General features: G+C 70.2%; 20 protein-coding genes. 11 read left to right on the plus strand and 9 right to left on the minus strand.

Translation table 11 applies throughout. From position 1 onward, the window contains the following. The first annotated feature begins 538 nt into the window (after nucleotides 1-538). Nucleotides 539-2,227, plus strand: coding sequence for a L,D-transpeptidase family protein (locus FMQ63_RS10525; RefSeq protein WP_020478253.1), 1,689 nt, complete (start codon nucleotides 539-541; stop codon nucleotides 2,225-2,227). Between the two features lie 3 nt (nucleotides 2,228-2,230). Here the strand turns inward: FMQ63_RS10525 and FMQ63_RS10530 are convergent, their stop codons facing one another. The 3 genes from FMQ63_RS10530 to FMQ63_RS10540 are packed head-to-tail and all read right to left on the minus strand — an operon-like array spanning nucleotide 2,231 to nucleotide 4,131. After that, nucleotides 2,231-2,644, minus strand: a complete 414-nt coding sequence (locus FMQ63_RS10530; RefSeq protein ID WP_011551294.1) for a secondary thiamine-phosphate synthase enzyme YjbQ — start codon at nucleotides 2,642-2,644, stop codon at nucleotides 2,231-2,233. A gap of 3 nt (nucleotides 2,645-2,647) precedes the next feature. Further along, complete coding sequence (locus tag FMQ63_RS10535) at nucleotides 2,648-3,382, minus strand: alpha/beta hydrolase (RefSeq protein WP_011551295.1); 735 nt, start codon at nucleotides 3,380-3,382, stop codon at nucleotides 2,648-2,650. Nucleotides 3,383-3,384: 2 nt separating this feature from the next. Beyond that, nucleotides 3,385-4,131, minus strand: coding sequence for a peptidylprolyl isomerase (locus FMQ63_RS10540; protein WP_011551296.1), 747 nt, complete (start codon nucleotides 4,129-4,131; stop codon nucleotides 3,385-3,387). Nucleotides 4,132-4,320: 189 nt separating this feature from the next. Between FMQ63_RS10540 and FMQ63_RS10545 the strand changes: the two genes are divergently transcribed. Together FMQ63_RS10545 and FMQ63_RS10550 are read left to right on the plus strand one after the other, a co-directional pair. Beyond that, nucleotides 4,321-5,286, plus strand: coding sequence for a hypothetical protein (locus FMQ63_RS10545; RefSeq protein ID WP_011551297.1), 966 nt, complete (start codon nucleotides 4,321-4,323; stop codon nucleotides 5,284-5,286). 88 nt (nucleotides 5,287-5,374) lie between these two features. Then, a complete protein-coding gene (locus FMQ63_RS10550; RefSeq protein ID WP_216608726.1) occupies nucleotides 5,375-6,472 on the plus strand; it encodes a peptidylprolyl isomerase in 1,098 nt (365 codons plus the stop codon). A 3-nt stretch (nucleotides 6,473-6,475) separates the two neighbouring features. Here the strand turns inward: FMQ63_RS10550 and FMQ63_RS10555 are convergent, their stop codons facing one another. Then, nucleotides 6,476-7,459 carry a lipase gene (locus tag FMQ63_RS10555; protein WP_225909764.1) on the minus strand — a complete coding sequence of 328 codons (984 nt, stop codon included), beginning with the start codon at nucleotides 7,457-7,459 and terminating at the stop codon, nucleotides 6,476-6,478. Between the two features lie 172 nt (nucleotides 7,460-7,631). Here FMQ63_RS10555 and speD point away from each other — a divergent pair, with 172 nt between their 5' ends. The 7 genes from speD to FMQ63_RS10585 all read left to right on the plus strand — a co-directional run bounded on the left by speD (nucleotide 7,632) and on the right by FMQ63_RS10585 (nucleotide 15,974). Then, the gene (speD, locus tag FMQ63_RS10560) at nucleotides 7,632-7,940 is read left to right on the plus strand and encodes an S-adenosylmethionine decarboxylase (RefSeq protein WP_020478252.1); all 309 of its coding nucleotides are present in this window, start codon (nucleotides 7,632-7,634) and stop codon (nucleotides 7,938-7,940) included. Beyond that, nucleotides 7,937-9,832, plus strand: coding sequence for a DUF4178 domain-containing protein (locus FMQ63_RS10565; RefSeq protein WP_011551300.1), 1,896 nt, complete (start codon nucleotides 7,937-7,939; stop codon nucleotides 9,830-9,832). Before speD ends, FMQ63_RS10565 begins: the two co-directional genes overlap by 4 nt. 32 nt (nucleotides 9,833-9,864) lie before the next feature. Then, nucleotides 9,865-10,026 carry a hypothetical protein gene (locus FMQ63_RS37370; RefSeq protein ID WP_020478251.1) on the plus strand — a complete coding sequence of 54 codons (162 nt, stop codon included), beginning with the start codon at nucleotides 9,865-9,867 and terminating at the stop codon, nucleotides 10,024-10,026. Further along, nucleotides 10,026-10,256: a DUF350 domain-containing protein gene (locus FMQ63_RS10570; RefSeq protein WP_011551301.1), complete on the plus strand. Its 231-nt coding sequence runs from the start codon at nucleotides 10,026-10,028 to the stop codon at nucleotides 10,254-10,256. The genes FMQ63_RS37370 and FMQ63_RS10570 overlap by 1 nt, the downstream gene beginning before the upstream one ends. Before the next feature lie 45 nt (nucleotides 10,257-10,301). Continuing rightward, a complete protein-coding gene (locus tag FMQ63_RS10575; protein WP_011551302.1) occupies nucleotides 10,302-11,798 on the plus strand; it encodes a polyamine aminopropyltransferase in 1,497 nt (498 codons plus the stop codon). Continuing rightward, a complete protein-coding gene (locus FMQ63_RS10580; RefSeq protein ID WP_026114147.1) occupies nucleotides 11,789-13,423 on the plus strand; it encodes an NAD(P)/FAD-dependent oxidoreductase in 1,635 nt (544 codons plus the stop codon). Before FMQ63_RS10575 ends, FMQ63_RS10580 begins: the two co-directional genes overlap by 10 nt. Before the next feature lie 193 nt (nucleotides 13,424-13,616). Next, the gene (locus FMQ63_RS10585; RefSeq protein WP_011551304.1) at nucleotides 13,617-15,974 is read left to right on the plus strand and encodes an arylsulfatase; all 2,358 of its coding nucleotides are present in this window, start codon (nucleotides 13,617-13,619) and stop codon (nucleotides 15,972-15,974) included. On the opposite strand, the gene FMQ63_RS10590 is transcribed toward FMQ63_RS10585, so the two are convergent. The 5 genes from FMQ63_RS10590 to FMQ63_RS10610 all read right to left on the minus strand — a co-directional run bounded on the left by FMQ63_RS10590 (nucleotide 15,958) and on the right by FMQ63_RS10610 (nucleotide 22,289). Continuing rightward, complete coding sequence (locus tag FMQ63_RS10590; RefSeq protein ID WP_011551305.1) at nucleotides 15,958-16,275, minus strand: hypothetical protein; 318 nt, start codon at nucleotides 16,273-16,275, stop codon at nucleotides 15,958-15,960. The genes FMQ63_RS10585 and FMQ63_RS10590 overlap by 17 nt on opposite strands. A 74-nt stretch (nucleotides 16,276-16,349) precedes the next feature. Then, on the minus strand, nucleotides 16,350-16,958 hold the full coding sequence (locus tag FMQ63_RS10595; protein WP_011551306.1) for a hypothetical protein: 609 nt from the start codon (nucleotides 16,956-16,958) through the stop codon (nucleotides 16,350-16,352). 5 nt (nucleotides 16,959-16,963) lie between these two features. Continuing rightward, nucleotides 16,964-19,411: a hypothetical protein gene (locus FMQ63_RS10600; protein ID WP_011551307.1), complete on the minus strand. Its 2,448-nt coding sequence runs from the start codon at nucleotides 19,409-19,411 to the stop codon at nucleotides 16,964-16,966. Between the two features lie 254 nt (nucleotides 19,412-19,665). Then, nucleotides 19,666-21,018: a sigma-54 dependent transcriptional regulator gene (locus FMQ63_RS10605; protein WP_011551308.1), complete on the minus strand. Its 1,353-nt coding sequence runs from the start codon at nucleotides 21,016-21,018 to the stop codon at nucleotides 19,666-19,668. Continuing rightward, nucleotides 21,015-22,289: an ATP-binding protein gene (locus tag FMQ63_RS10610; protein ID WP_011551309.1), complete on the minus strand. Its 1,275-nt coding sequence runs from the start codon at nucleotides 22,287-22,289 to the stop codon at nucleotides 21,015-21,017. Before FMQ63_RS10610 ends, FMQ63_RS10605 begins: the two co-directional genes overlap by 4 nt. Before the next feature lie 68 nt (nucleotides 22,290-22,357). On the opposite strand from FMQ63_RS10610, the gene FMQ63_RS10615 reads away from it, so the two are divergent. Continuing rightward, on the plus strand, nucleotides 22,358-23,509 hold the full coding sequence (locus tag FMQ63_RS10615) for a hypothetical protein (protein ID WP_026114146.1): 1,152 nt from the start codon (nucleotides 22,358-22,360) through the stop codon (nucleotides 23,507-23,509). The last annotated feature ends 14 nt before the right edge of the window (nucleotides 23,510-23,523 follow it).

A 23,523-nucleotide genomic window follows, 5' to 3' on the forward strand; every position in this document is an offset into this window, starting at 1 on the left:
GTATAAGAGACAGGGGGAGGCGGACGCCCGGGCGCCAAGCTCGGGGATGCTGCGGGCTTCCGGGGGCCGCCTTCACCGGCGCGCCACCTTGGCCTGCGTGCGGGGTGGTTCGCGGGCGCTGTCTTCACTGGCGCGTCGCTTGGGCGCGCAGCGGGATGATGAGCGGGAGCCCGGCGCGCCATGGGCCGCGGACCGTCATTTCCGCTGCACGTGACAAGGGCCGCTGCGATGGCACGAAATGCCCACTCACACGGAGCCGCACGCAGGCGAGCGCACCGTGGCCGACGTTGAGTGTGCCGCCGCTCCTCCGTACCGTGTCAGGTCCATGCGCCGTTGGCTTCCGCTCGTTCTGCTGCTGCCTGGAATTGCCTGCACGCCGCCTCCCGGCCCGGAGGACACCTCGCCCGATGCCTCTCTGGCGAGAGTGGCCGCGCCCCGGGGCGCGGAGGAACGCGGTAACACACCGAGTGTATCTGTGTCGGCATCCAGGGCCGCGGTGTTCGACGGCGGCGCTGGCCCAGGGACGCCAGGGGACGGCGTGGAGGTCCGCGCACCTCACGCCGATAGCAACGCTCCTGGGGACCTCCCCGCGGATGCCCGGCGCACGGCAGCGGATGCGCTGTTCGCGGCGTGGCAGCGCACCGCGGCGGATGGGGGGACTGACGGCGGCGTTGATGGTTCGGCCGAGGCGGCGCTGTCTCCGCCGCTCCGCACGCATGACGATGGGGCGGCCGAGGCGCGCGACGAGGTGCCGGCGCTGACCATCGACCCCGCGCTGGACGACCTTGCCCAGTCCGAGGAGGAAGAGGACACGCCGGGCGGAGAGGAGCTCCCCCTGCCCGAGCAGCTCACGGTCATCCCGGATGAACTGCACCCGGGCGAGGAACTGGTGCTCGGCCCGGACGGCGAGCCGCTCGAGGACACGGGGTTGGTGCTCGAAGACGTCGACCCAGGACTGGAGCCCGTGAGCGGCGCGGATGACGGAGGGACGTACGCCGTGCCCTTCGCTCCGGACGCGGGCTCGCTGCGGGTGCGCCGCTCCATCGTGGTCCGCCAGGAGCCTCGGCAGGACGCACCGGCACTGGGCACCGTGGCGCAGGACATGCGCGTGCGCTGGCAGGGCGAAACGGCGGTGCGCGGCCCGGACTGCGAGGCGTGGATTCAGATTGAACCGCGCGGCTGGGTCTGCGAGCGCTACCTGGAGCCCAACTTCCGCGAGCCCCGCGTGCGCGAACTCCCCAAGCTGCGCGAGGGCGAGCTGACGCCCGGCATCTACGCCCGTGTCGTAGGCAAGCGCGTGCGCGCCTATCCCAGCCTCGCCCTGGCGCGCGCCCGGCGAAAGGGCGTGCTGCTGAAGGGCTCCGTATCCGTACAGCTCCGCGGGCAGGTCCGCATCCGCCGCAGGACGTACTGGCGCACCACCGACGGCCAGTACCTGGAAGCGCGGGTGCTGCGCGAGTACCGGCCGTCCTCCTACGAAGGCGTGAACGCGGAGGCCATCGCCGAGCTGCCGCCGACATTCGCCTGGGCCCAGTCCCGCACGCGCCCCTTCGCCGCCGTGGAAGTACGGACAGCGCCAGACGCGAAGGCCGCCCGCGAAACGGTGCTGCCACCACGCACGCTGGTGGCAGTGAAGGAGCTGTCCGAGGACGGCCACTGGGTGAGCATCGCGGAGGACCAATGGGTGGCGCGAGACGACCTGCACGTCGCCTGGTTCTCACACGCGCCGCCGCAGGTGGAGCCCGGCTCTCGCTGGCTGGACGTGGACCTGGATGCCCAGGTGCTGGTGGCCTACGAAGGTGAGCGGCCGGTGTATGCGACGCTCATCTCCTCCGGGAAGCAGGGCACGGACACGCCGGAGGGCCTGTTCCGCATCTGGATCAAATTCGCGGAGGCCGACATGACAGGCAGCGGCACCGCCGGCAACGACACCTACCGCGTGGCCACGGTGCCCTGGACCATGTTCTTCCAGGACGACTACGCGCTGCACACGGCCTACTGGCACGACCGCTTCGGCCAGCCCATGAGCCATGGCTGCGTCAACCTGTCGCCGAAGGACGCCCGTGCGCTCTATGCCTGGGCCGCGCCGCAGGTGCCCGTCGGTTGGTCCATGGTCCACGCGACGGAGGACGCGCCGGGCTCGTGGATTCGCATCCGCGGTCAGGCCCGGCCGACGGGCAAGCCGCGCAGGGTGGCGGTCGCCGCGACGCAGGGGGGCGCGCCGTAGCGGTCAGCTCACCACGGACACGGTGACGCGGCGCCGGTGCGGTGAGGTCCGGTGCTCCCAGACGTAGACGCCCTGCCACGTCCCCAGGTCCGCGCGGCCGTCCTTCACGGGGATGTTCAGCGCGTTCTGCGTGAGGACGGTGCGCACGTGCGCGGGCATGTCGTCCGGCCCCTCCGCGTCATGGACGAAGAGCGGGTCTCCGTCCTTCACCAGCCGCGAGAAGAAGGACTCCAAATCCCGGCGCACGTCCGGGTCCGCGTTCTCACACAGCAGCAGGGACGCGCTCGTGTGATGAAGGAACACGGTGCACAGCCCCTGGCGAGCGCCGCTCTCCGCGACGGCGCGCTGGACGTCCGCGGTGATGTCGGTGAAGCCGCGGCCCCGGCTGGACACCGTGAGCTCCTTCGCGTGGAACATGGCTCAGCGTCCTCCCAGCCGCGCGGCGAGGAACGCGGCCAGGGCCTCCAGTTCCTCGGTGACGATGGCGTGCGGCATGTCGTAGGCGTGGAAGTCCACGGTGAGGCCCGATGCCACGAACAGGTCCCGCAGCCGCTCGGCGCTGCCAAGGGGCAGCAGCGGGTCGTAGCGCCCGTGGGCCTGGAACACGGGCAGCCCCGTGCGGCCCTGGGCGCGGGGGCGCCACTCCGGCTCCGACGTCAGCGTGCCGGAGAGGATGCACAGCCCGGCGGGCGGCTCATCCAGGCGCAGGGCCACGTCCGTGGACACCATGCCGCCCTGGCTGAAGCCGCCCAGCACGATGCGCCCGTAGGGCAGCTTCATCGCGGCGCACAGCGCGTCCACGGTGCTCATCAGCGCCCTGCGCGCGGCGGGCATGCCCGGCGGCACGTCGCGCGCGAACTGCTCCCAGTCGCGCTGCTCCCCCCGCATCACCGCGTCGGGCAGGGGGAACCAGGCGCGCCCTCCGTGCGCCCAGGCCATGGGCCCGCCGGGGAAGACGAACCGCACGCGGTCCGCCAGCGCCGGCTGGAACGCCATCAACTCCGGCCCCAGGGGCACCAGGTCGGTGGCGGGCGCGCCCAGGCCATGGGAGAGGACGACGACCAGTTCGGGCGTCGCGCCCTCGGGGAGCGCGTCGATGACGTGGCAGTCCAGCTCACCCAACCGTGTGGCCACGTGGCGCAGGGCGCGTTCCATCGTCAGTTCCCGCTGCCGGCCGGGGCCTGGTCGCTCATCGCGATCTTCTGGATGACGACCGGCTCCAGGGGCTTGTCGCGCGGGTCGCGCTGCACGTTGGAAATCTTCTCCACCACGTCGTAGCCCGACACCACTTCACCGAAGATGGTGTGACGGTTGTTGAGGTAGTCCGGCGTGGAGGTGGTGATGAAGAACTGGCTGCCGTTGGTGCCGGGGCCGGCGTTGGCCATGGCCAGCAGGCCCTTCTTGTCGAAGGTGCGGCCGCTCTGGAACTCGTCCTCGAAGCGGTAGCCCGGGTCGCCGCGGCCGGTGCCCGTGGGGTCGCCGCCCTGAATCATGAAGCCCGGAATCACCCGGTGGAAGATGACGCCGTCGTACAGCGGCTTGCCCTCCACGCGCTGGCCCGTCTTCGGGTCCGTCCAGGCCTTCTCGCCCGTGGCCAGGCCCACGAAGTTGGCCACCGTCTTGGGGGCATCCTTGGAGAAGAGGCGCACGACGATGGCGCCCTGGTTCGTTTCGAGGGTGGCGTAGACGTCCTGGCCCGCCTGGACCTTCTTCGTCCATTCACCCGAGGCGGCCTCGGCGGGGGGCGCCGCGGCCGGCACCTCGGCGGCGGAAGGCGCCGTGGGCTTCGCCGGCGTCGTCGCGGAAGGCGGGGTACCACCCCCCATGGATTCCTTCTTGTCGGAGTCCTTGCAGGCGGTGAGGGTAAGGCAGAGGAGGACAGTCGTCAGGAATTGGGTCCGCATGGCGCGCGGACCTTAGCCCCTTTTCCAATGGATTCCAGGGGCTTACGGGGTCATCGGTCGGCATCTGTCAGATACCGGGAGTGAAAATCAGTAAGGTCTGTGAGTCTGGACGCAACAAATGGCCAGAAAGCCCGATGATCCGGGTAACGCTACAAAAAAGCCCTTCAAATTCCCGTAGGAGCACACTCCATGGCGCCTCCGATTCGCCGCAACGAGCCCCGTCCCGTCCCGCCGCCTCCCGTGACGGCGCGTCCGACTCCGCCGCCTCCGCCTCCTCCTCCGGCGCGCGCGGAGGCCCGTCCCGGGCAGTCCGACCGGTTCGAGGACGCGCACAACCGCGTGACGCAGGCCGCCACTGGGCTCCGCTCTGTCTCGGATGCCGCGGTCGCCACGCAGGTGCGTGACGCCTTCGGGCCCCGCCGCTTCGGCCCCGTCAACCTGCCGGGTGGCAATGGCCCCGTCGTCGAAGGGGCGAACACCCGCCTCGCGCGCGGCGCCGGTGCCGTCAGCCTCGCGGCCAACGTGGCGCAGCTTCCCACCGGAGCCGTCGAGACGTTCCGTGACGTGCGCGATGCGCTTCGCAACCCGACCGAAGCGAACGTCCGTGAGGCGGTGGGCACCGCCTCGGGCACGCTCTCCACGGGGCTGATGGCGGCGCGGGATGGCCTGAGCCTCGCGGGCAATGTCAGCAACTACCGCGCTGCCACCGACGCGGCTCGCACCGCCTTCACCGCCGCGGCCCCGGATGCCTCGCGTGCCGCCGCCAACCGCGTGGCCACCACCGCCGCCAACACCGCGCTGGAAGGTGCGTCGCGTCAGGTCGTGCGCCGCGCGGCCGCCGAGGTCGCCGAGCGCGGACTCGAGGGCGCCGCCCGCACCGCTGGCACCGCCGCGCGCGCCGCGGTGCAGGGCGGTGGCACCGCGGTGGCGCGTGCCGCGGGCCGCTTCACCCCGGGCCTCAACGTCGCCATCGCCGCGGCGGACACCGTGGCGGCCGTGAACACCATCACGGACCCGAACGCTTCGGCTGGAAAGAAGATTACCGCTGGAGTGACGGCGCTGGGGTCCATCGCCGCTGCCACCAACATCCCGGTCGTGAGCCAGGTGGGTGCGGCCGTCTCCACCGTGTCCGGCTTCATCGGCTCCTTCTTCTAGGAAGCGCCGCGTCGTCAATCTCAACGCTCCGGGGGGCTTCGGTCCTTCCGGAGCGTTGTGCTATCCGAGGGGGACGGAGCGAGAGACCATGACGACCCATGACGATTCGCAGGGCGGTCGTAAGAATGCCCGTTCGCTGGCTGAGCTTCATGCGCTCGGCATCATGAAGAAGATGCCGGCGGCGCTGCAGCTCGACAGCACCGAGCCGGTGGAGCTTCCCACGGTGGAGGCGCCTTCCCTGGAGGGGGTGTCGGTGGCCCAGGTGGCGCCTGCGCCATTGACGGAGCAGGAACTCGTGGACCGCTTCGATGCGCTCCGTCGCCAGCACGCAGACGTCCGCGAGCGTCAGCCGGGCGAGGATGTGGCGCTCGAGGACGACGCGCTCGTGGACGTGCTGGGCTTCGCCAACAACCGGCTGATGCCCTTCTCTGTCCGGGAGAACTGGTGGGTGCGCGTCGCGGCGGACCCGGGGCTGCCCGGCTTCTTCGAATCACTGGCGGGGGCGAAGGTGGGCCAGTCGGTCGGCATCGAGCTGACGCTGCCGGACACCTATCCCGTGGAGGCGCTGCGGGGGCAGCCGGCCCGCTTCCTCGTGAGCGTGAAGGCGGCGCGAGAGCTGAAGTTGCTGGAAGATGACTCGCCGGAGTTGCTGTCACGGCTGGGCATGGGCTCCATCACGGACGTCATGCGCAAGCTGGGGGACGAACTGGCCCAGGCGCGGCTCGCCGACGTCGACCGGTTGACCCAGGAGCGCGTCATGGACGTGCTCGTGGACCGCACGCCGGTGGAGCTGTCCGCCGCGCTGGTGGATGAGGAGATTCGCCAGCGCTGGGCGGAGGCCGAGCGGCCCATCCTCCAGCGCAAGGATTTCCAGCCCGACGAGCTTCAGGAAGCGCTGGAGGGGTGGCTGCAGGATCCGCTGACCCGCATGGATGCGGCGTACCGCATCACGCTGGCGCTGGTCCTGCGAGCCATCGCCGAACGCGACGGCATCCAGCCGGACCGCGCGGCGACGGAGGCCATGCTGGAGGACCTCGCGAACCTCACGGGCGTCAACCGGCAGGAGCTGGGCGTGGCGGTGAAGGAGGACGAGGCGCTGGCTCGCCGCCTGTACGAAATGGCGCTGCGCTTCTCCACCATCGACCACGTGATGAAGAAGGTGACGCTGACGCCCGCCGCGGCGTGAGCCTCAGCGCGCTTCCAAGGCCAGGGCGACCATCACCTCGGTGAGGTCGCCCGGGTGGTAGCGGACCAGGCCTGGCAGGCCGCGCAGCGCGGCCTCCGCGTGGTCCATGTCGTGCAGCCGCACCACGCGCGCGCCGGGCACCTCCGCGTCCACCGCCGTCACCATGCCGTCCGACTGGTACCCGTAGCGCTCGTGCAGGTAGCGCTGGAGCGGGTACAGCGTGGACGTGCGCGACAGCCGCGAGGTGGCCAGCGACACGGTGGGGATGTCGGCGGGGTAGGGGTGCTGCTGGATGAAGGCCTGCCGCTGGGGATAGGACAGCTCCTCCACGGAGCGGGACACGCCGTGGAACAGCAGCGGGAAGGCGAAGTCGATGAGCCGTCGGAGCTGGGGCGTGGTGGCCAGGTCGTGCGCGATGGATGAGCCGCCATACGGCGCCTGGAGCGTCACCACCGCGCGCACCACGTGGCGCAGCTCCGGGTAGAGCGCCAGCGTGGCGGTGCACTCCACGCCGCCCTTGCTGTGTCCCACCATCACCACGCTGCGGCCGAAGTACTCCGCGTCGCGCAGCACCTCGCGGAGCACCGCCACGTTGTTCGCGAGCAGCCCTTCGGTGTCCACCGCGGCCTCGCGCACGCTCAGTCCCCGGCGCTCCAGCCGCTGCACGTTGTCCAGCAGGTAGCCGGGCAGCTCGTCTCCCAGCATGCCGCGCACCAGCACGTACTGGTGGCGCTGGGCCTCTTGCGGCAGCACCGGCAGCCCCTGGCGGACGCGCGCGAGCAGCGCATGGAAGCGGGGCGTGAGGTCCTCGGGGGGGAGGGACTGCGCCGCCCGCTTCAGCCAGCCGGCCATGCCCGCGCAGCCAGGGCCCCACCAGCGCTCGGCGGGAGGCAGTCCGCGCAGCGTGCGAGCGAGCCGGGTGATGGCGCTCGGGGCCGCGGCGGGGGTGGACGGCGCGTGTGGGGCATCGGTCTGCGACGGCGTCATCTTGGAGGGCAGCGTACTGGGAAGTCCGAGGCGGGCGCCAATGAGGCGCTGTGTGCTCCAGGGGGTGACATGAAGCCAGACGCGAGGGAGGGCCCGTGATAAGACGCCCGAGGACGGGAGGATTTCGAAGCTGACCACCGGACAGGAATGGCTGGTTGACGCCAGCGGCTGCGTGCCTGGCAGCCTCAAGGACGCGGCGGCACTGGCGGCGCTCTTCGAGGAGCTCATCGTCGTGCTGGACCTGAAGGTCGTGGGCCAGCCGCAGTGGCACGTGTTCCCGGAGCCCGGTGGCATCACCGGGCTGACGCTGCTGGCCGAAAGCCACCTGGGTATCCACACGTTTCCGGAGCACGGGTTCGCCGCGCTCAACGTGTACTGCTGCCGCGAGCGCCATCGTCCGGACTTCGAGGCGCTGCTGGCGCGCCATCTGGGCGCGACGGCGTGCGTGGTGCGTGAGCTGAAGCGAGGGGTGACGGCGTGACGCAGGGGAAGTGTCCATCGTGCGGCGCGATGGTGGAGTTCACCGCCGGCTCGGCGCAGGTCGTGGTGTGCGGCTACTGCCAGACGGTGGTGGCTCGCAAGGGCCTGGACTTCGAGTCCCACGGGAAGATTGGCAGCATCGTCCCCACCGATTCGCCGTTGCAGCTCCGCGCGGAGGGGCGCTACCGCAAGGCGGCGTACACCATCGTCGGCCACCTGCAGAAGGACCACGGCGCGGGACCGTGGGACGAGTGGTACGTGGAGTTCGCGGACGGCCGCACCGGGTGGCTCAGCGAGTCCGAGGGCACCTTCCACCTGATGTTCGACATGGGGCCCGAAGAGGGCGTGGTGCTGGAGGACCTGCACCCGGGAGAGCGGCTGCACCTGCGCGACCGCGCGTGGGTCATCGAGGAGCGTGGCCATGGCCGCGTGGTGGCCGCCGCGGGTCAGCTCCCCAGCGACGTGGACCCCACGCAGGACGCCTGGTACGTGGACGCCACGGGGCCCAAGGGCGCCTTCCTCACGCTCGACTTCGGCACGCGTGGGCACTCGCCCGAGGTCTTCGTTGGCGAGGCGCTCAAGCTGGAGCAGCTGGGCATCCCGGCCGGGCAGCTCCGGCCCCGCGTGCGCAAGGTGGAGCTGCAGCAGGCGCGCTGCACGCAGTGCAACGGCAACCTGTCACTGCGCGCGCCGGACAAGACGCTGCGCGTGGCGTGCCCCTACTGCGGCGCGCTGCTGGACGCGCGCCAGGGCAAGCTGTCCTTCCTGCGCATGCTGGAGAAGCCGAGCCGGCCGCTCATCATCCCCCTGGGAACCAAGGGGAAGCTGGATGGCGCGGAGTGGATCTGCATCGGCTACCTGGAGCGCTCGTGCACCGTGGAGGGCGTGCGCTACCCGTGGGAGGAGTTCCTCCTCTACAACGCGTCGCGCGGCTTCGTCTGGCTGATGAACTCCAACGGCCACTGGGTGTTCCTGAAGCCGCTGCCCGCGGGTGACGTGTCGCTGTCGCCCGACGTCGCCGCCTTCTATGAGCACCGCCGCTACAAGTGCTTCCAGCACGTCACCGCGGTCACGGACAAGGTGTTGGGGGAGTTCTACTGGACGGTGAGAGTGGGCGAGCGGGCCCAGGCGTCGGAGTACGTCTCCGCGCCGTACTCGGTGAACGTGGACGCCACGGACGACGAGGTGTCGTACACCCACGGCGAGTACCTGGAGCCCGAGGTGGTGAAGGAGGCCTTCGGCTTGAAGGAGCCGATGCCTCAACGGGAGGGCATTGCCCCCAGCCAGCCGAACCCGCACCAGTCGGGCCTGCGCTCCGTCTTCGTCTGGACTGGCCTCTGGATACTGGCGTTGTTCGTGCTGTCGGCCGTGCTGTCCTTGACCGCCGCGAAGACGGTCGTCCTGGAGAAGGCGGTGGTGGTACCGCCGGATGCCACGCCAGGCACGCCCGCGGCCATGCACTTCAGCGAGCCCTTCGAATTGCCCAAGCGCGGCAACATGCGCGTGGAGATCAGCGGCACGCCCTTCAACGAGTGGCTGGGCATCCAGGGCGACCTGGTGAACCAGGACACGAACGACGTGGTCCTCTTCTACGAAGAGCTGAGCTACTACCGTGGCAACGACGGCGACGGCGAGTGGACCGAAAGCAACATGTCCACCAGCACCTACCTGTCGCCGGTGCCCGCCGGAAAGTACGCGCTGCGCACGACGGCGAGCTTCGAGGCGAACCCGAGGCGGCCGCGGCCCATGACGTACAGGGTGAAGCTCATCCACGACACGCCCAACTCGAGCTGGTTCTGCTTCGCGCTGGGGTTGATGGTGGTGGGGCCGGTGGTGGCGTTGTATCGCTCGCACAGCTTCGAGACGCGGCGCTGGGCGGAGAGCAACGTCTAGGTTTGAGTCGTCAAACGTGACGGAGGCGCGTCATGAAGTGGTTTGGAGGACTGGTGCTGCTGGGCTACGCGGCATTGACGATTTCGGGCTGGTCCCCCTTCACGAAGGAAGAGCGGGACAAGGTACCGGGCAACGTTCGGCGTGGGCCGGGCGGCGTCCTGCTGTGGACTGGCGGCTACATGGGAGGGAAGTGATGTTGTTACTTGGCGTGGTGGTCAGCGTTCAGGGTGTGCTGGCGAGCATCATCTACTCGCTCATCGGATTGGCGGTGTTCGTGGCGGGCTTCTACGTCATCCGCCTCATCATGCCGTTCGACGTGCACAAGGAGCTGGAGGCCGACCAGAACACGGCGGTGGGCATCGTCATCGGTTCCTTCATCATCGGTCTGGCCATCATCGTGGCCGCGGCCATCAGCGGCGGATGAGTGCGCGCGCAGCACACCCATGCCTGTGCGAAGTGAAGTGACGCCGTGAACAAGACGCTGCTGTACATCACCGTCATCGTCATCGCGACGTGCGGGCTCATCTATGAGCTCGTCGTCGGGGCGCTCGCGAGCTACCTGCTCGGCGACTCCATCACCCAGTTCTCCACCGTCATTGGCGGCTACCTGTTCGCCATGGGCATTGGCAGCTACCTGTCGCGCTACATCGAGCGCGGGGTGGCGCAGCGCTTCGTGGAGGTGGAGCTGGCGGTGGCGCTGCTGGGCGGCATCTGCGCGCCGGTGCTGTTCCTCACCTTCACGCTGACGGACCTGTTCCAGGTGGCGCTGTACGGCAGCGTGATTGCCATTGGCGCGCTGGTGGGCATGGAGATTCCCCTCCTGCTGCGCATCCTGAAGGACCAGGTCAAGTTCAAGGACCTCATCAGCCAGGTGCTGTCGCTGGACTACGTGGGGGCGCTCGCGGCCAGCGTGGCCTTCCCGTTGCTGCTGGTGCCGAAGCTGGGGCTGGTGCGCACGTCCCTGCTGTTCGGCGTGCTGAACGCGGCGGTGGCGCTGTGGAGCACCTGGTTGCTGGCGCCGCTGCTGGGCAACCCGCTGCGGCTGCGCATCAAGGCGGTGGGCCTGACGGTGCTGCTGCTGGCGGGCTTCGTCATGGGCGACCGGCTCACCACCTTCTACGAGGACCAGCTCTACGCGGATGACGTGGTCCACGCGTCCAGTTCGCCGTATCAGCGCATCATCCTCACGCGCGGCAAGCGGGGCTTCTCGCTGTTCCTCAACGGCAACCTCCAGTTCGCCAGCCTGGACGAGTACCGCTACCACGAGTCCCTGGTGCACCCGGCCATGGTGCGCGCGGGCAAGGTGGAGAACGTGCTCATCCTGGGCGGTGGAGACGGCCTGGCCGCGCGGGAAGTGCTGCGCTACCCGGAGGTCCGCTCCGTCACGCTGGTGGACCTGGACCCGGTGATTACGGGGCTGGCGACGAACTACGGGGAGCTGGCGAAGCTGAACCGCCACGCGATGACGGACCCGCGGATGCGGGTGGTCAATGGGGACGCGATGCAGTTCCTCACCGAGGGCGGCGCGCAGTACGACGTGGTGGTGGTGGACTTCCCGGACCCGAACAACTTCGCGCTGGGGAAGCTGTACACCACGGGTTTCTACAAGCTGCTCAAGAAGCGCATCGCGCCGGACGGCGTGGCGGTGGTGCAGAGCACCAGCCCGCTGTTCGCCCGGCGCTCCTTCTGGTGCGTGGAGACGACGCTCAAGGCCGCGGGCTTCTGGACGGAGCCGTACCACGCGCTGGTGCCGTCGTTCGGTGAGTGGGGCTACGTGTTGATTGCGCACGAGCCGCCCGCCCGGCACCGGCCGCTGCCCGAAGGGCTGCTCTTCCTGGACGACGCGACGATGGCGTCACTCACCCAGTTCCCTCCGGACATGGGGCCCTTGCCCGTGGAGGTGAACCGGCTGAACAACCAGGTGCTGGTGCACTACTACGAGGCGGAGTGGCAGCGGTGGAACTGACGCGGCGGGAGCTGGTCGCCGCGTTCCTCGGTTCCGCGGTGGCGGCCAGTGCGTGCCGGAAGTCGGGGTCACGGGAGCGTGTCCCCGGCGCGGTGGTGGACCAGGCCGTGGAGCTGGGGCACCGGCTGCGCGGCGGGCCGCTGCCCCGCGCGGACATCATGGAGCCCGTGGAGGTGCTGGTGGTGGGCGCGGGCGTGGCGGGACTGTCCGCGGCCTGGCGGCTGGCGAGCGCGGGCGTGCGAGGCGTGCGCGTGCTGGAGCTGGAGGCGGAGCCGGGAGGCACGTCCCGCTCCGGGCGCAACGCCATCTCCGCGTACCCATGGGGCGCGCACTACCTGCCGGCGCCGCTGGAGGACCGGGGCCCTGTCGTCCGGCTGCTGCGGGAGATGGGGGCCGTCACCGACGTGGATGACGCGGGCCGGCCGCGCTTCGAGGAGTCGCTGCTCATCCACGAGCCGGAGGAGCGCTTCTTCTACCGGGGCCACTGGTACGAAGGGCTTTACCTGCACGCGGGCGCCAGCGTGGAGGACCTGGAGGAGCTGCGGCGCTTCGAGGCGCGGATGAACGGCTTCGCCTCCGCGCGAGACGCGAAGGGGCGCCGGGCCTTCGCGGTGCCTTCCGGCCTGTCCAGTGACGACGCCGAATGGACGGCACTGGACGCGCTGAGCATGGCGGCCTGGATGGAGCGCGAGGGCTTCCGCTCCGCGCGGCTGAAGTGGGTGGTGGACTACGCGTGCCGCGACGACTTCGGCACCACCGCCGAGCATGTCTCCGCCTGGGCCGGCATCTGGTACTTCACCGCGCGGCAGGACGGGAATGGGGAGCGCAGCGAGGGCTACCTGAGCTGGCCCGAAGGCAATGGCCGGTTGGTGCGGCAGCTCGTGTCGGCGCTGCCGAACGGGGCGGTGGAGCGCAGCGTGCTGGTGCACACCGTGGAGCCCGTGGAGGGTGGCTGCCGTGTGGACGCGCTGGAGGCGGGCTCGGGCAAGCCCCGGGCCTTCCTGGCGCGGCAGGTGGTGCTGGCGTGTCCGCGCTTCATCGCCGCGCACGTGGTGGCGCCGTGGCGCCGGGAGCGTCCGGCGTGGCTGAATGGCTTCACGTATGGGCCGTGGGTGGTGGCGAACCTGACGCTGTCGTCGCCGCCGCGCTCGCGGGGCTTTCCGCTGGCCTGGGACAACGTCTTCTATGAGAGCCGCAGCCTGGGCTACGTGGTGGCCACGCACCAGACGCTGCGCCAGGACGAGCAGGGCCCCACGGTGCTCACCTGGTACCTGCCCATGGACGGCGCGGACGTGAAGGCCGAGCGCGAGAAGGCGCTGTCGGCCAGCTACGCGGACTGGGAGGCCCTGGTGATGGCGGACATGCGGCCCGCGCACCCTGGCATCTCCGGGCAGGCGCAGCGGCTGGAGGTCCAGCGCTGGGGTCACGCCATGGTGCGGCCTACACCGGGCTTCATGTGGGGGCAGGCGAAGCAGTCCGCGGGGGAGAGCCTGGGGAGTTCACTGCACTTCGCGCACTCGGACCTGGGCGGCATGGGTCTCTTCGAAGAGGCGAACTGGTTTGGCGTGCGGGCCGCGGAGCGCGTGCTGGCGGAGCTGGGCCGGCGTGAGGTGAGCTGGCTGTAGTCGCCGGCTGCCGCGTTCCATTCCAGGCGCCCATGGAAGAGTTCTTCTGCTGCGGTGAGCACCCTTGGCATGCGGTGTTCCGCCTGCCCGTGCCCACCTGAAGGACAGGGGGCATTGTCGGTCCCCATGTGCATCTCCCTCCACGAGGGCCCGCGGCACGTTCATTCCCGCGCGTCCTCGTGGAGGCCGCGCCATGTCGCTCAAGGAATACCTTCCCGGAACGCCATTCCCTGGTGTCATCGGCCGGACGGATGAGGAGTCCTCGCCTGCCTGGCCCGCGCCGCTGCGCGCGAAGCCGGGGGCACCCAACGTCCTCTTCATCGTCCTGGACGACACGGGCTTCGGTCAGCTCGGTTGCTATGGCTCGCCCATCCGCACGCCCAACCTGGACCGGTTGGCGAAGGGCGGGCTGCTCTACAACAACATGCACACCACCGCGCTCTGCTCGCCCACGCGCTCGTGCATCCTCACCGGCCGCAACCACCACTCCAATGGCATGGCGGCCATCACCGAAATCTCCGTGGGCTACCCCGGCCGCAACGGCACCATCCCCTTCGAGAATGGCTTCCTCTCCGAGATGCTGGCCGGGCACGGCTACAACACCTACTGCGTGGGCAAGTGGCACCTCACACCCGCGGAGCAGACGAGCGCCGCGGGGCCCTACTCACGCTGGCCCCTGGGCCGCGGCTTCGAGCGGTATTACGGCTTCCTCGGGGGCGACACGCACCAGTACTACCCCGACCTCGTTCACGACAATCATCAGGTCCGGCCGCCGAAGACGCCCGAGGAGGGCTATCACCTGACGGAGGACCTGGTGGACCGGGCCATCGGCTTCATCGCCGACGCCAAGCAGGTGGCGCCCGACAAGCCCTTCTTCCTCTACTTCTGCACCGGCGCCATGCATGCGCCCCACCATGTCCCCCGGGAATGGGCGGACCGCTACAAGGGCCAGTTCGACGACGGTTGGGATGCCTACCGCGAGAAGGTCTTCCGGCGTCAGCTCGAGACAGGCGTGCTGCCGCCGGGCACCCGGTTGTCGCGGCATGACCCGGACGTGCAGGACTGGGACAGCCTGTCTCCGGAGGAACGGCGGCTCTACGCGCGGATGATGGAGGTGTTCGCGGGCTTCCTGGAGCACACGGACCACCACATCGGCCGGCTCATCCAGTCACTGGAGGCGAGCGGGGAGTTGGAGAACACGCTCATCATGGTCATCTCCGACAATGGCGCCAGTCCGGAGGGCGGCCTGCATGGCTCCGTCAATGAGCTGAAGTTCTTCAACAACGCGCCGGAGTCGCTGGAGCAGAACCTGGCGGCGCTGGACGAGCTGGGCGGACCGCGCCACTTCAACCACTATCCCTGGGGCTGGGCCTGGGCGGGCAATACGCCCTTCAAACGGTGGAAGCGCGAGACGTACCGGGGAGGTACCACGGACCCCTTCATCGTCCACTGGCCCCGAGGCATCCAGGCGCGGGGCGAGATTCGCTCGCAGTACTGCCACGCCATCGACATGGTGCCCACGGTGCTGGACTGCCTGGGCATCGATCCGCCCACGGAGCTTCGCGGCGTCACACAGTCACCCATCGAAGGCGTCAGCTTCAAGTACTCCTTCCAAGACGCGGACGCGGAGAGCCGGCACCACACGCAGTACTTCGAGATGTTCAGCCACCGGGCCCTGTACCACGACGGATGGCGGGCGGTGTGCCCGTTCCCCGGACCGTCCTTCACGGAGTCGCACGAGCCGTTCGGCATGCTGAAGCTCACCGAGGCCAGACTGCGCGAGTTCGATACGGAGGGCTGGGAGCTGTACCACGTGGCGGAGGACTGCTCGGAGACGCGGAACGTGGCCGCGCAGGAGCGCGACAAGCTCATCGAGATGATTGCCCGCTGGTACGTCGAGGCGGGCCGGTACGATGTGCTTCCGCTGATAACGCCGTCCCGCGAACTCTTCGCCGTGGAGCGGCCGCAGATTTCTCGAGAGCGGGAGCGTTACGTCTACCGGCCGAACACCTCACCCGCGCCGGAGAACGTGGCGGTGCACGTCCTCAATCGAGCCCACGCCATCACCGCGCGGGTGGAGGTGGAGGACGGCGTCGAGGGCGTGTTGCTCTGCCACGGTGGATTGACGGGCGGGTACTCGCTCTTCGTCAAGGACGGCAAGCTGCACTACGTCTACAACTTCGTGGGAGAGAGGGAGTTCCACCTGGAGTCCTCCGTAGACGTGCCGAAGGGACACGCGGAGCTGCGCTTCGAGTTCCAGCCCACGGGCGCGCCCGACCTTCCCGCGGGCCGGGGCGCGCCGGGGCGGGGACGCCTCTTCATCAACGGCGACCTGGTGGCGCAGAGCGACATCTCGGAGACCATGCCGCTGCTCATCAGCCTGGGCGAGGGACTCACGTGCGGCCGAGACGAGAACTCGCCGGTGAGTCAGCGGTACCAGCCGCCCTTCGCGTTCAAGGGTGGGACGCTGACGGAGGTGGTGGTGGACGTGTCGGGCGAGCACGTCCACGACGCCGCGACGGAGGCGAACACGGTCATGGCGCGGCAATAGCCGCGGAGGTGGTGGAGTGGCCTGGGGCGACGGTGACGATGATGATGTCGGTGCGTCGCCCCAGGGCCAGCAACTCGGCAGGGCTGGGCACCACCGGGTGCCGTGAGCCTCCGCCTCCGACGCCCTGGGGGAAGTACAGTGCACTTTCCTCCTCCACGTAGAGGACGGGGACGCGGCTTCCCCGGGCCTCGATGCCCGGAGGCGCGAAGACCTGGACGCCGCGGTCAGGAGACTCGGGTGGCGCCGGCGCCGGAGCACACCCAGCGGCCAGGGCGAACAGCAAGGACAGCCAACGTCGCATGACGGGACTCCTGGCCTCGACCTGGTGGCCGGGCGCTCGATGGGTTCATGACGGATGTGCGGCGCGGCCGTGGCTCAGGGCGGCCGGGTGACGTCACAGCGCGCACTGGCGCCGCGGGCGAGGTCCTCGGCCACCGAGCGAAGCAGCACGGTGCCCGTGAGGGTGGTGCCTTCCTCGCCAGGCGCTTGCTTCCCCTGCGTGAGCCACGCGGCCACCCGGCCCAGGCTCGCGGCGGTCACGACGTGCAGGCGGACGCTGATGCGCACTTCATAGCGCGCGCCGGGCTCGGGCCTTTTTTCCAAGGTCCACGCCACGCGCTCCAGCGTCAGTGAGGACGGGCCTTCTGGCAGGGGGCGTCCATCCAGCACGTAGGCGCCCTTGGAGAAGGCGAGCACCTGCGTCAGCCGGGCGGTGTCCATTCGCGCGTCGAACCAGACGGTGTTGCGTTGCCAGAGCGTCAGCTCCACCTCCAGCTTCCCCGCCATGCCCAGTCGCACCAACCGGTCCAGCTCGGGTGAGACGAAGTCGAAGGCTTCGGAACGGACCATGACGCGCCGTCCGGCCAACGTGGCGGTGCAGGTGGTGCGCGGCTCTTCTGCATGGACCGTGGGGGCGTGCAGGCCCGCCACGGCGATGAGCGCCGTGCCGAGCCCGCGTCCCACGTGTTTGCGTGGCCAGTCCATGCGTCTCAGAAGGTCCGCTGGAAGAGCAGCCGGGCCTCGGGCGTGGCGGTGGCCCGCTCATCCGTGCGCCACGCGACGTCCATCCGCACGTTGTCTCCAAAGTGGAGGCTGGCGCCCAGGCCGAGCCGTGCATCCGTCCATGCGTCATCCGCCCGCACCGTGCCCAGGTCCACGAAGACGCCCAGGGCGCTCCAGCGGTACTCCGCGCTGGTGAGCACGGACACGTCGCCGCGGTACTCCTTGAAGCCGAAGCCGCGCAGCGCCGTCCATCCACCCAGTGCCTCGCGCTTCTGTTCGGGCAGACGGTGGCCCCCCGCGGTGCGCACGCGCAGCGACAGACCGGTGTCCCAGCCGGTGGGCACCTCCATCGCGATGTCGCTCACCAGCTTCCAGAAGCGCGCGTCACCGCCCGCGCTCCCCGGACCGTTGCCCACCTCCAGCGTGAGCAGACCCCGGAGCGAGGCGCGGCTCTCCCAGTCGCCATCCCGATCGAAGAGCGACGTCTCCGGCGTGCGGAACAGCGAGCCCACGGACGCGGCGGCGGGCACGTTGCTGGCGTACTCCATGCGCACCACCACGGAGTCGAAGCGGCCCTCGGTGACGGGCGCATTGGGGAAGGGCGCCGAGTCGTTCCGGAACAGGGAGAAGGGTGGCGTGAAGCTGCGCATCGACTCGTAGCGGTCGTTGCGGTACTCGACGCCCGCGAGCCAGTCGTCCGCCCAGCGCCAGGTGGCGAAGGCCGTGAGGCCCTTGCGGCGGAAGTAGTCGCGGTCCGGCCGGTTGATGAGGGCCGAGTAGAGCGACGAGTCGATGTCGCCCATCCGCCACCGGTCCAGCGTGTCGGTGAAGTCGTAGACCTGCGCACCCAGCTCCGCGAGCCCCACCCGCGGCACCTGGAGCTTCGCCCCACCGAGCATGTTGATGCGCCGCTGGCGCTGCGTGCCTTCCGGGTCATCCGGCAGATACTGGCCGCCCCACCGCAGCGGGATGGTGAGCGCGGCATCCACGGTGACGTGCGCGCGGTCCTTCGCATCCCAGAGGCGCAGCCGCCCCGCAAGACCTGGCGAGAAGCCCGTCACCTGCGTGTGCATCGGAAGCAGGTCCACGTCGAAGTCGGGCCGCCGCGTGCGCAGGTGCACCACCAGCTTCTTGCCCTCGAGGGTGATGCTGTCGGCCGAGTCCACGTCGTCCCACCAGTCGGCGAACTGCTTCCAGTTCAGCTCGAACTCCACCTGCTCCCGGTGGCGCGGCTTCGCGCGCGGTGCTTCCTGCGTGTGATAGGCGCGGGTGCCGTCCGGCTCGCGCGTCTCGATGATGTTGGCGCGCTGGGCGCGCGGGCTGTCGGAGTCGTCCGCGTCCGCGGGCTCCAGGAAGGGGAGTCGCGAGGTCAGCCGCCGCACGGCGCGCTTCGCGTCACTGCGGAGGAACACGGTGCCAGGCTTCAGGTCCAGCGCATCCTGGACACGCGCGGCGATGTCGGCGTCCACGCCGCGCACCTCGATGGACTCGAGCCGGCCTTCATCCACCGTCACCATCAGCTTGCCGTCCGGCGACAACACCGCGGACAGGCTGGCGAGCATGTAGCCGTCGTCACGCAGGCGCTTCAGCGTGCGCTCCAGGCCGTGGGCGACGCCGCCCAGGAAGATGCCGGGGTGCAGCGTGCCGCGCTCCAGCCGGGCCACCCAGTCACGGGGCGGATAGCGAGGCGGGCAGGGACGGACGACGGAGAGCGTGCCGCGCCGGGAGTCCACGCGCAGCGTGGCGGTGAAGGACTCTTCGTCTTCGTCCTCGGTGGGGAACCGGTACGGGAGCCGGAGCAGCTCTTCGAGAATCTCGGTGGCCTGCAGGTCCTGGAGCCCGTTCACCTCCACGGCGGAGACGACGGGGTTCTCCTCCAGGTGGACTTCGAGGACCGCCGGCTGCGGCGCCTCGGCCACGCGCACGCGCGGCTCCACGCGGGCGAACAGCCCCGAGCGAGCGAGCCGCCGGAGGAACAGGTGGACTTCGCTTCCGCTCAGCAGGGCCCCCGAGTCCGCACGGGGCGCACCGATGAAGGCACGCACCTGCGCATCCGTCAGCCAGTGAAGCCCGTGCAGTTCGATGCGGCCGGGCGTGAGCGAGCGCCCATCCACGGCGAGCTGAAGCGGGGCCAGAACGCTGGTGTCTCCCGAGTCGTCGTCCTCGAAGTCGTCGGGGCAGGACTTCTGCGTGTCCGCTGGGGTGTCGCCTCGGGCGTCGGTCGTGGGGGAGCGTGGCTTGCCGCCAGCCTCCTGGTTGTCCGTGGCAGTGGTTGCGCCTTCCGCACGCTCTGACTGCGGGTTGTTTCCCGTTTCACCTTGCGACGGAGCGGCTTCCGCGGATGAGGGCGCGTCGGAGCGTGGCTCAGGTGCAGGGGCTGGCTGCGCGACTGCGAGCGCGGGGAGGAGACAAATGAGGAGCGCGAAGCGGTTCATGCACGAAGGGAGAGCACGGGCCGTTCCACCCAGAGGCGTCGGGCAAGTGCCTGAAAGAACGAGGGCCGAGCAGTCAGGCCGATGTCATGGAGACATCCGGATGTCGAGTCGTGATGTAGTACTGACATCGCCAGCGGCGATTGCGTGCGGCCGTCCGGCATCCACCTGGAGGCATGGGGGCGCTTTCGGTACTGGGGCCGTGGTTGCGGCCGGTCCGAAAATCGGGGGCAGAGCAGCTGCACTCCCGCGGGGCTTCAGGTGACAGGGAGTCCGAGCGCCTTGATGCGCCGGTAGAGGTTGCCCCGGTCGACCTGCAGCAGCCGCGCGGCCCCGGCGATGCTTTCGCCTTCCTGGAGCGCCGCGCGGATGAGCTCGCGCTCGAAGTCCTCCACGTGCTCTCGGTAGCTCTTTTGTCCCAGGGAGGGGCGGCTGGCCGCGGCGGTGGCCTGGGGCGCGGAGACGAGCTCCGGGCCCAGGGTGAGCGGGCCCTCACCCCGGAGCAGGTTGAGGCGCTCGATGAGGTTGCGCAGTTCGCGCACGTTGCCCGGCCACGCATAGGCGCGCAGCGAGGTCTCCGCGCCGGGCGCGAGCACCAGTGGCACCTGCGGCCCCGCGAACTCCGCCGCGAAGGCGCGGGCCAGGGGGAGCAGGTCCTCCGGCCGCTCGCGCAGGGGCGGCACCTGGAGAGGCATCACGTTGAGGCGGAAGTAGAGGTCCTGCCGGAAGCGGCCCTCCTTCACCGCGCGGGCGAGGTCCTGGTGCGTGGCCGTGACGACGCGCGCATCCACCGGCACGGGCAGGCTGCCGCCCAGCCGCTCCACTTCCTTCGTCTCCAGGACGCGCAGCAGCTTGGCCTGGAGCTCCAGGGGCATGTCGCCCAGTTCGTCGAGGAACAGCGTGCCGCCGTGCGCCTGTTCGATGCGGCCCGCGCGCCGCGACAGCGCACCGGAGAACGCGCCCTTCTCGTGGCCGAACAGCTCGCTCTCCAGCAGGGTGGAGGGAATGGCCGCGCAGTTGACGGCGACGAGCCGGCCCTTGCGTCCCGAAGCGAGGTGCAGCGCTCGCGCCACGCGTTCCTTGCCCGTGCCCGTCTCGCCGGTGATGAGGATGGCGGTGTCGCTGGGGCCCACGCGCGCGATGAGTTGGCGCAGTGACGCCATGCCAGCGCTGTCACCCACCAGGTGCCCGGGGCGGGCCAGTGCGTCCAGCAGCCGCTCGCGCTCTTCCTGGAGCGAGCCCAGTGCCAGTGCGTTTCGCACGGCGGTGAGCAGCCGCTCGGGGGAGGGCGGCTTCTCCACGAAGTCCGTCGCGCCCAGCCGCAGCGCCTGCACGGCCTCGGCGGGCGACGCCTCTCCGGACAGCACCACCACGGGCGCGGGGAAGGGCCGGGGCAGGCGCGCGAGCAGCTCCAGGCCCGTCTCGCCCGGCATGCGCAGGTCGAGCAGCATCATCGCCGGGGGACCTTCGGGCGCGTCGAGCAACTGGGAGGCCTCCGCCGCGGAGCGGGCCTCCACGGGCGTGAAGCCCTCATCACTCAGCAGTCCGCGCAGGGCCCTGAGGACGCCAGAGTCGTCATCGACGATGAGGATGCGAGGACCGGGCTTCATGGGGACGGAGGCGGGGTGAGGGGCAGTTCCACACGCGCGAGCGTACCGCCTCCGGGCGCGGGCTCCAGGCGCAGGCTGCCGCCGTGCTCGTGGACGATTTTCTGGGAGATGGGCAGGCCCAGGCCACTGCCGCCGGGCTTGGTGCTGAAGAGGCCACGCGTGAGGGCCGGGCCTTCGAGGACGGTGGGGACGCCACTGCCTCCATCCGCCACGGTGACGCACACGGTGCCCGGCTGCGGCGACTCCAGTGTGACGTGGACTGGCGCGGCGCTGGCGGAAGAGGCCTCGGTGGCGTTCTTCACCAGGTTGCCGAAGAGGCGACGCAGGCCATCCGGGTCCGCGCGCAGCGTAGCCTCCGCGCCAGGCCGAAGCTCCACGGGCACGGGGGACGTGCCCGCGTACAGGGTGCACACCTCGGCCAGCAGCGGGCGCAGGGGCACGTCCTGGAAGCGCGGCGCGGGCAGGCGCGCGAAGGTGGAGAAGCTCTGGGTCATCCGCATCAACAGGTCTACTTCCTCCTGGAGGAGGGCCACGGCCTCGGTGATGCGGGTGGTGTCGTGGGGCGTGGACGCATCCGTCCGGTTCAGACGCGCGAGCGACAACTTCATTGCGGTGAGGGGGTTCTTCAGCTCGTGCGCGAGCGCGCGGGCCACGTCCTGCCAGGCGGCAATCTGTTCCGCGGACTTGAGCCGCTCGCGCTGCGACAGCAGCTCCTGGCCCATGCGGTTGAACTGGCCCAGGAGGAACTGCAGCTCGTCGCGTGGAGGCTCGGGGGTGGCGAGCCGCACGGAGAGGTCGCCGCGCGCATAGGCCCACATGCCTTCCGTGAGGGTGCGCACCGGACGCGTGAGGGCCCGCCCGAGCAGCACCGCGGCCACCGTCAGCGCCGCGCCTGATATGAGTATCAGCGCGGTGATGAAGGCGGGCACGCGGCGCACCAGGGCTCGTCGCGCCAGCTCCGCCTGCGCGAGGTTGAGCCGCGCCTCGTTGAGCGAGTCTTGCGGCAGCTCCCGCCGCGCCAGCTCCGAGGCGACCTCTTCCAGCACGCCCTCCACCGGGGCGATGGACACCGACAGCACCCGCTCCAGCGCGGCCTGTGCCAGCACGCCGAGCAGCACCAGCGGCACCCAGCCGGCGAGCAGCATCACCGCCAGCAGCCGGCGCCGGAAGCGTGGAGGGGGCAGCGGAAGGTCCGCGGCGTGTTCAAGGCCCACCCTGTCACCGTGCGTAGGGGCCTCTGTGGGCGCGGCGGCGTGCATGGGACGGTTCATACCGCATCCGGATGTGGGCCCGGTGCCGAGTCCCTGGCGCGGAGACTCTGGTAGGCTTCATGGCCCCGATGCCTCGTCTTCTCGCGCCCTCCCAGGGCTGGCTGTTCAGTCCGGGAGTGGACCTGTCCGTCTTCGCTGGCAGCGCGCTCGTCTCCGTGGCTTTCGTGCTCGCCGCGCCCTGGCTGGGCGTGGCGGACGGCACGCCGCTGTGGGCATGGCTGCTCTTCGTCGTCTGCGTGGACGTGGCCCACGTCTGGTCCACGCTGTTCCGCACCTATCTGGATCCGGACGAGCTGCGGACCCGCCCCGGGCTCTACCTGGGCGCGCCGCTGGCCGCCTACATGGCGGGCGTGGTCGCCCACCTGGTGTCGCCGGGCACGTTCTGGACGCTGTTCGCTTATGTCGCGCTCAGCCACTTCGTGCGGCAGCAGTACGGCTGGGTGGCGCTGTACGGCCGCAAGGCGCGCGTCTCTGTGCTGGAGCGGCGCCTGGATGCCGCCGCCGTCTATGCCGCCACGCTGGGCCCCGTCGTCTGGTGGCATGCGAACCTGCCGCGCGGCTTCTGGTGGTTCGTGCCCGGGGACTTCCTGTCGGGCCTGCCGTCCTGGGTGGGCACCGTGGGGCTGGGGCTTCACGCGGGGGTGCTCTTCGCGTGGGCCGGCTTCCAGGTCGCGCGGGTGGTGCGCGGCGAGGGCGTGCAAGCGGGCAAGGTGCTGCTGGTGGTGGCGACGTGGGTGGCGTGGTTCGGCGGCATCGTCGTCGCGCGGGACGACTTCACGTTCACGGTGATGAACGTGGTGCTGCACGGCGTTCCCTACTTCGCGCTGCTCTTCCGTTATGCGCGGGGACGGCTGGACGAGGGTGGCTACGGCGCGGGGGCGGCATTGCTGCGCGCGGGGCTGCCGGGCTTCCTGCTGTTCCTGGTGGCGCTGGCCCTGGCGGAGGAGTTCCTGTGGGACCAGGTCGTGTGGCGCGAACACGGCGCGCTCTTCGGCGAGAGCGACATGACGCTGCCGCCGGACGTGTTGTCGCTCGTGGTGCCGCTGCTCGCGCTGCCGCAGGCCACGCACTATGTGCTGGATGCCTTCGTGTGGAAGCCGGGCCGGCAGCCCGCGCTGCTGTCACGGCTGGGCTGGACACCGATGGCCACCCGACACGAGGGACCAACATCTGGCATGAAGCCCGTTTCGACGATGGCCATTCCTGCACGGAGTGACTAATTCAGGAGGGGCCT

It is taken from the genome of Myxococcus sp. CA005 (assembly GCF_006518205.1).
In the GTDB taxonomy this organism is placed as follows: Bacteria; Myxococcota; Myxococcia; order Myxococcales; family Myxococcaceae; genus Myxococcus; species Myxococcus xanthus.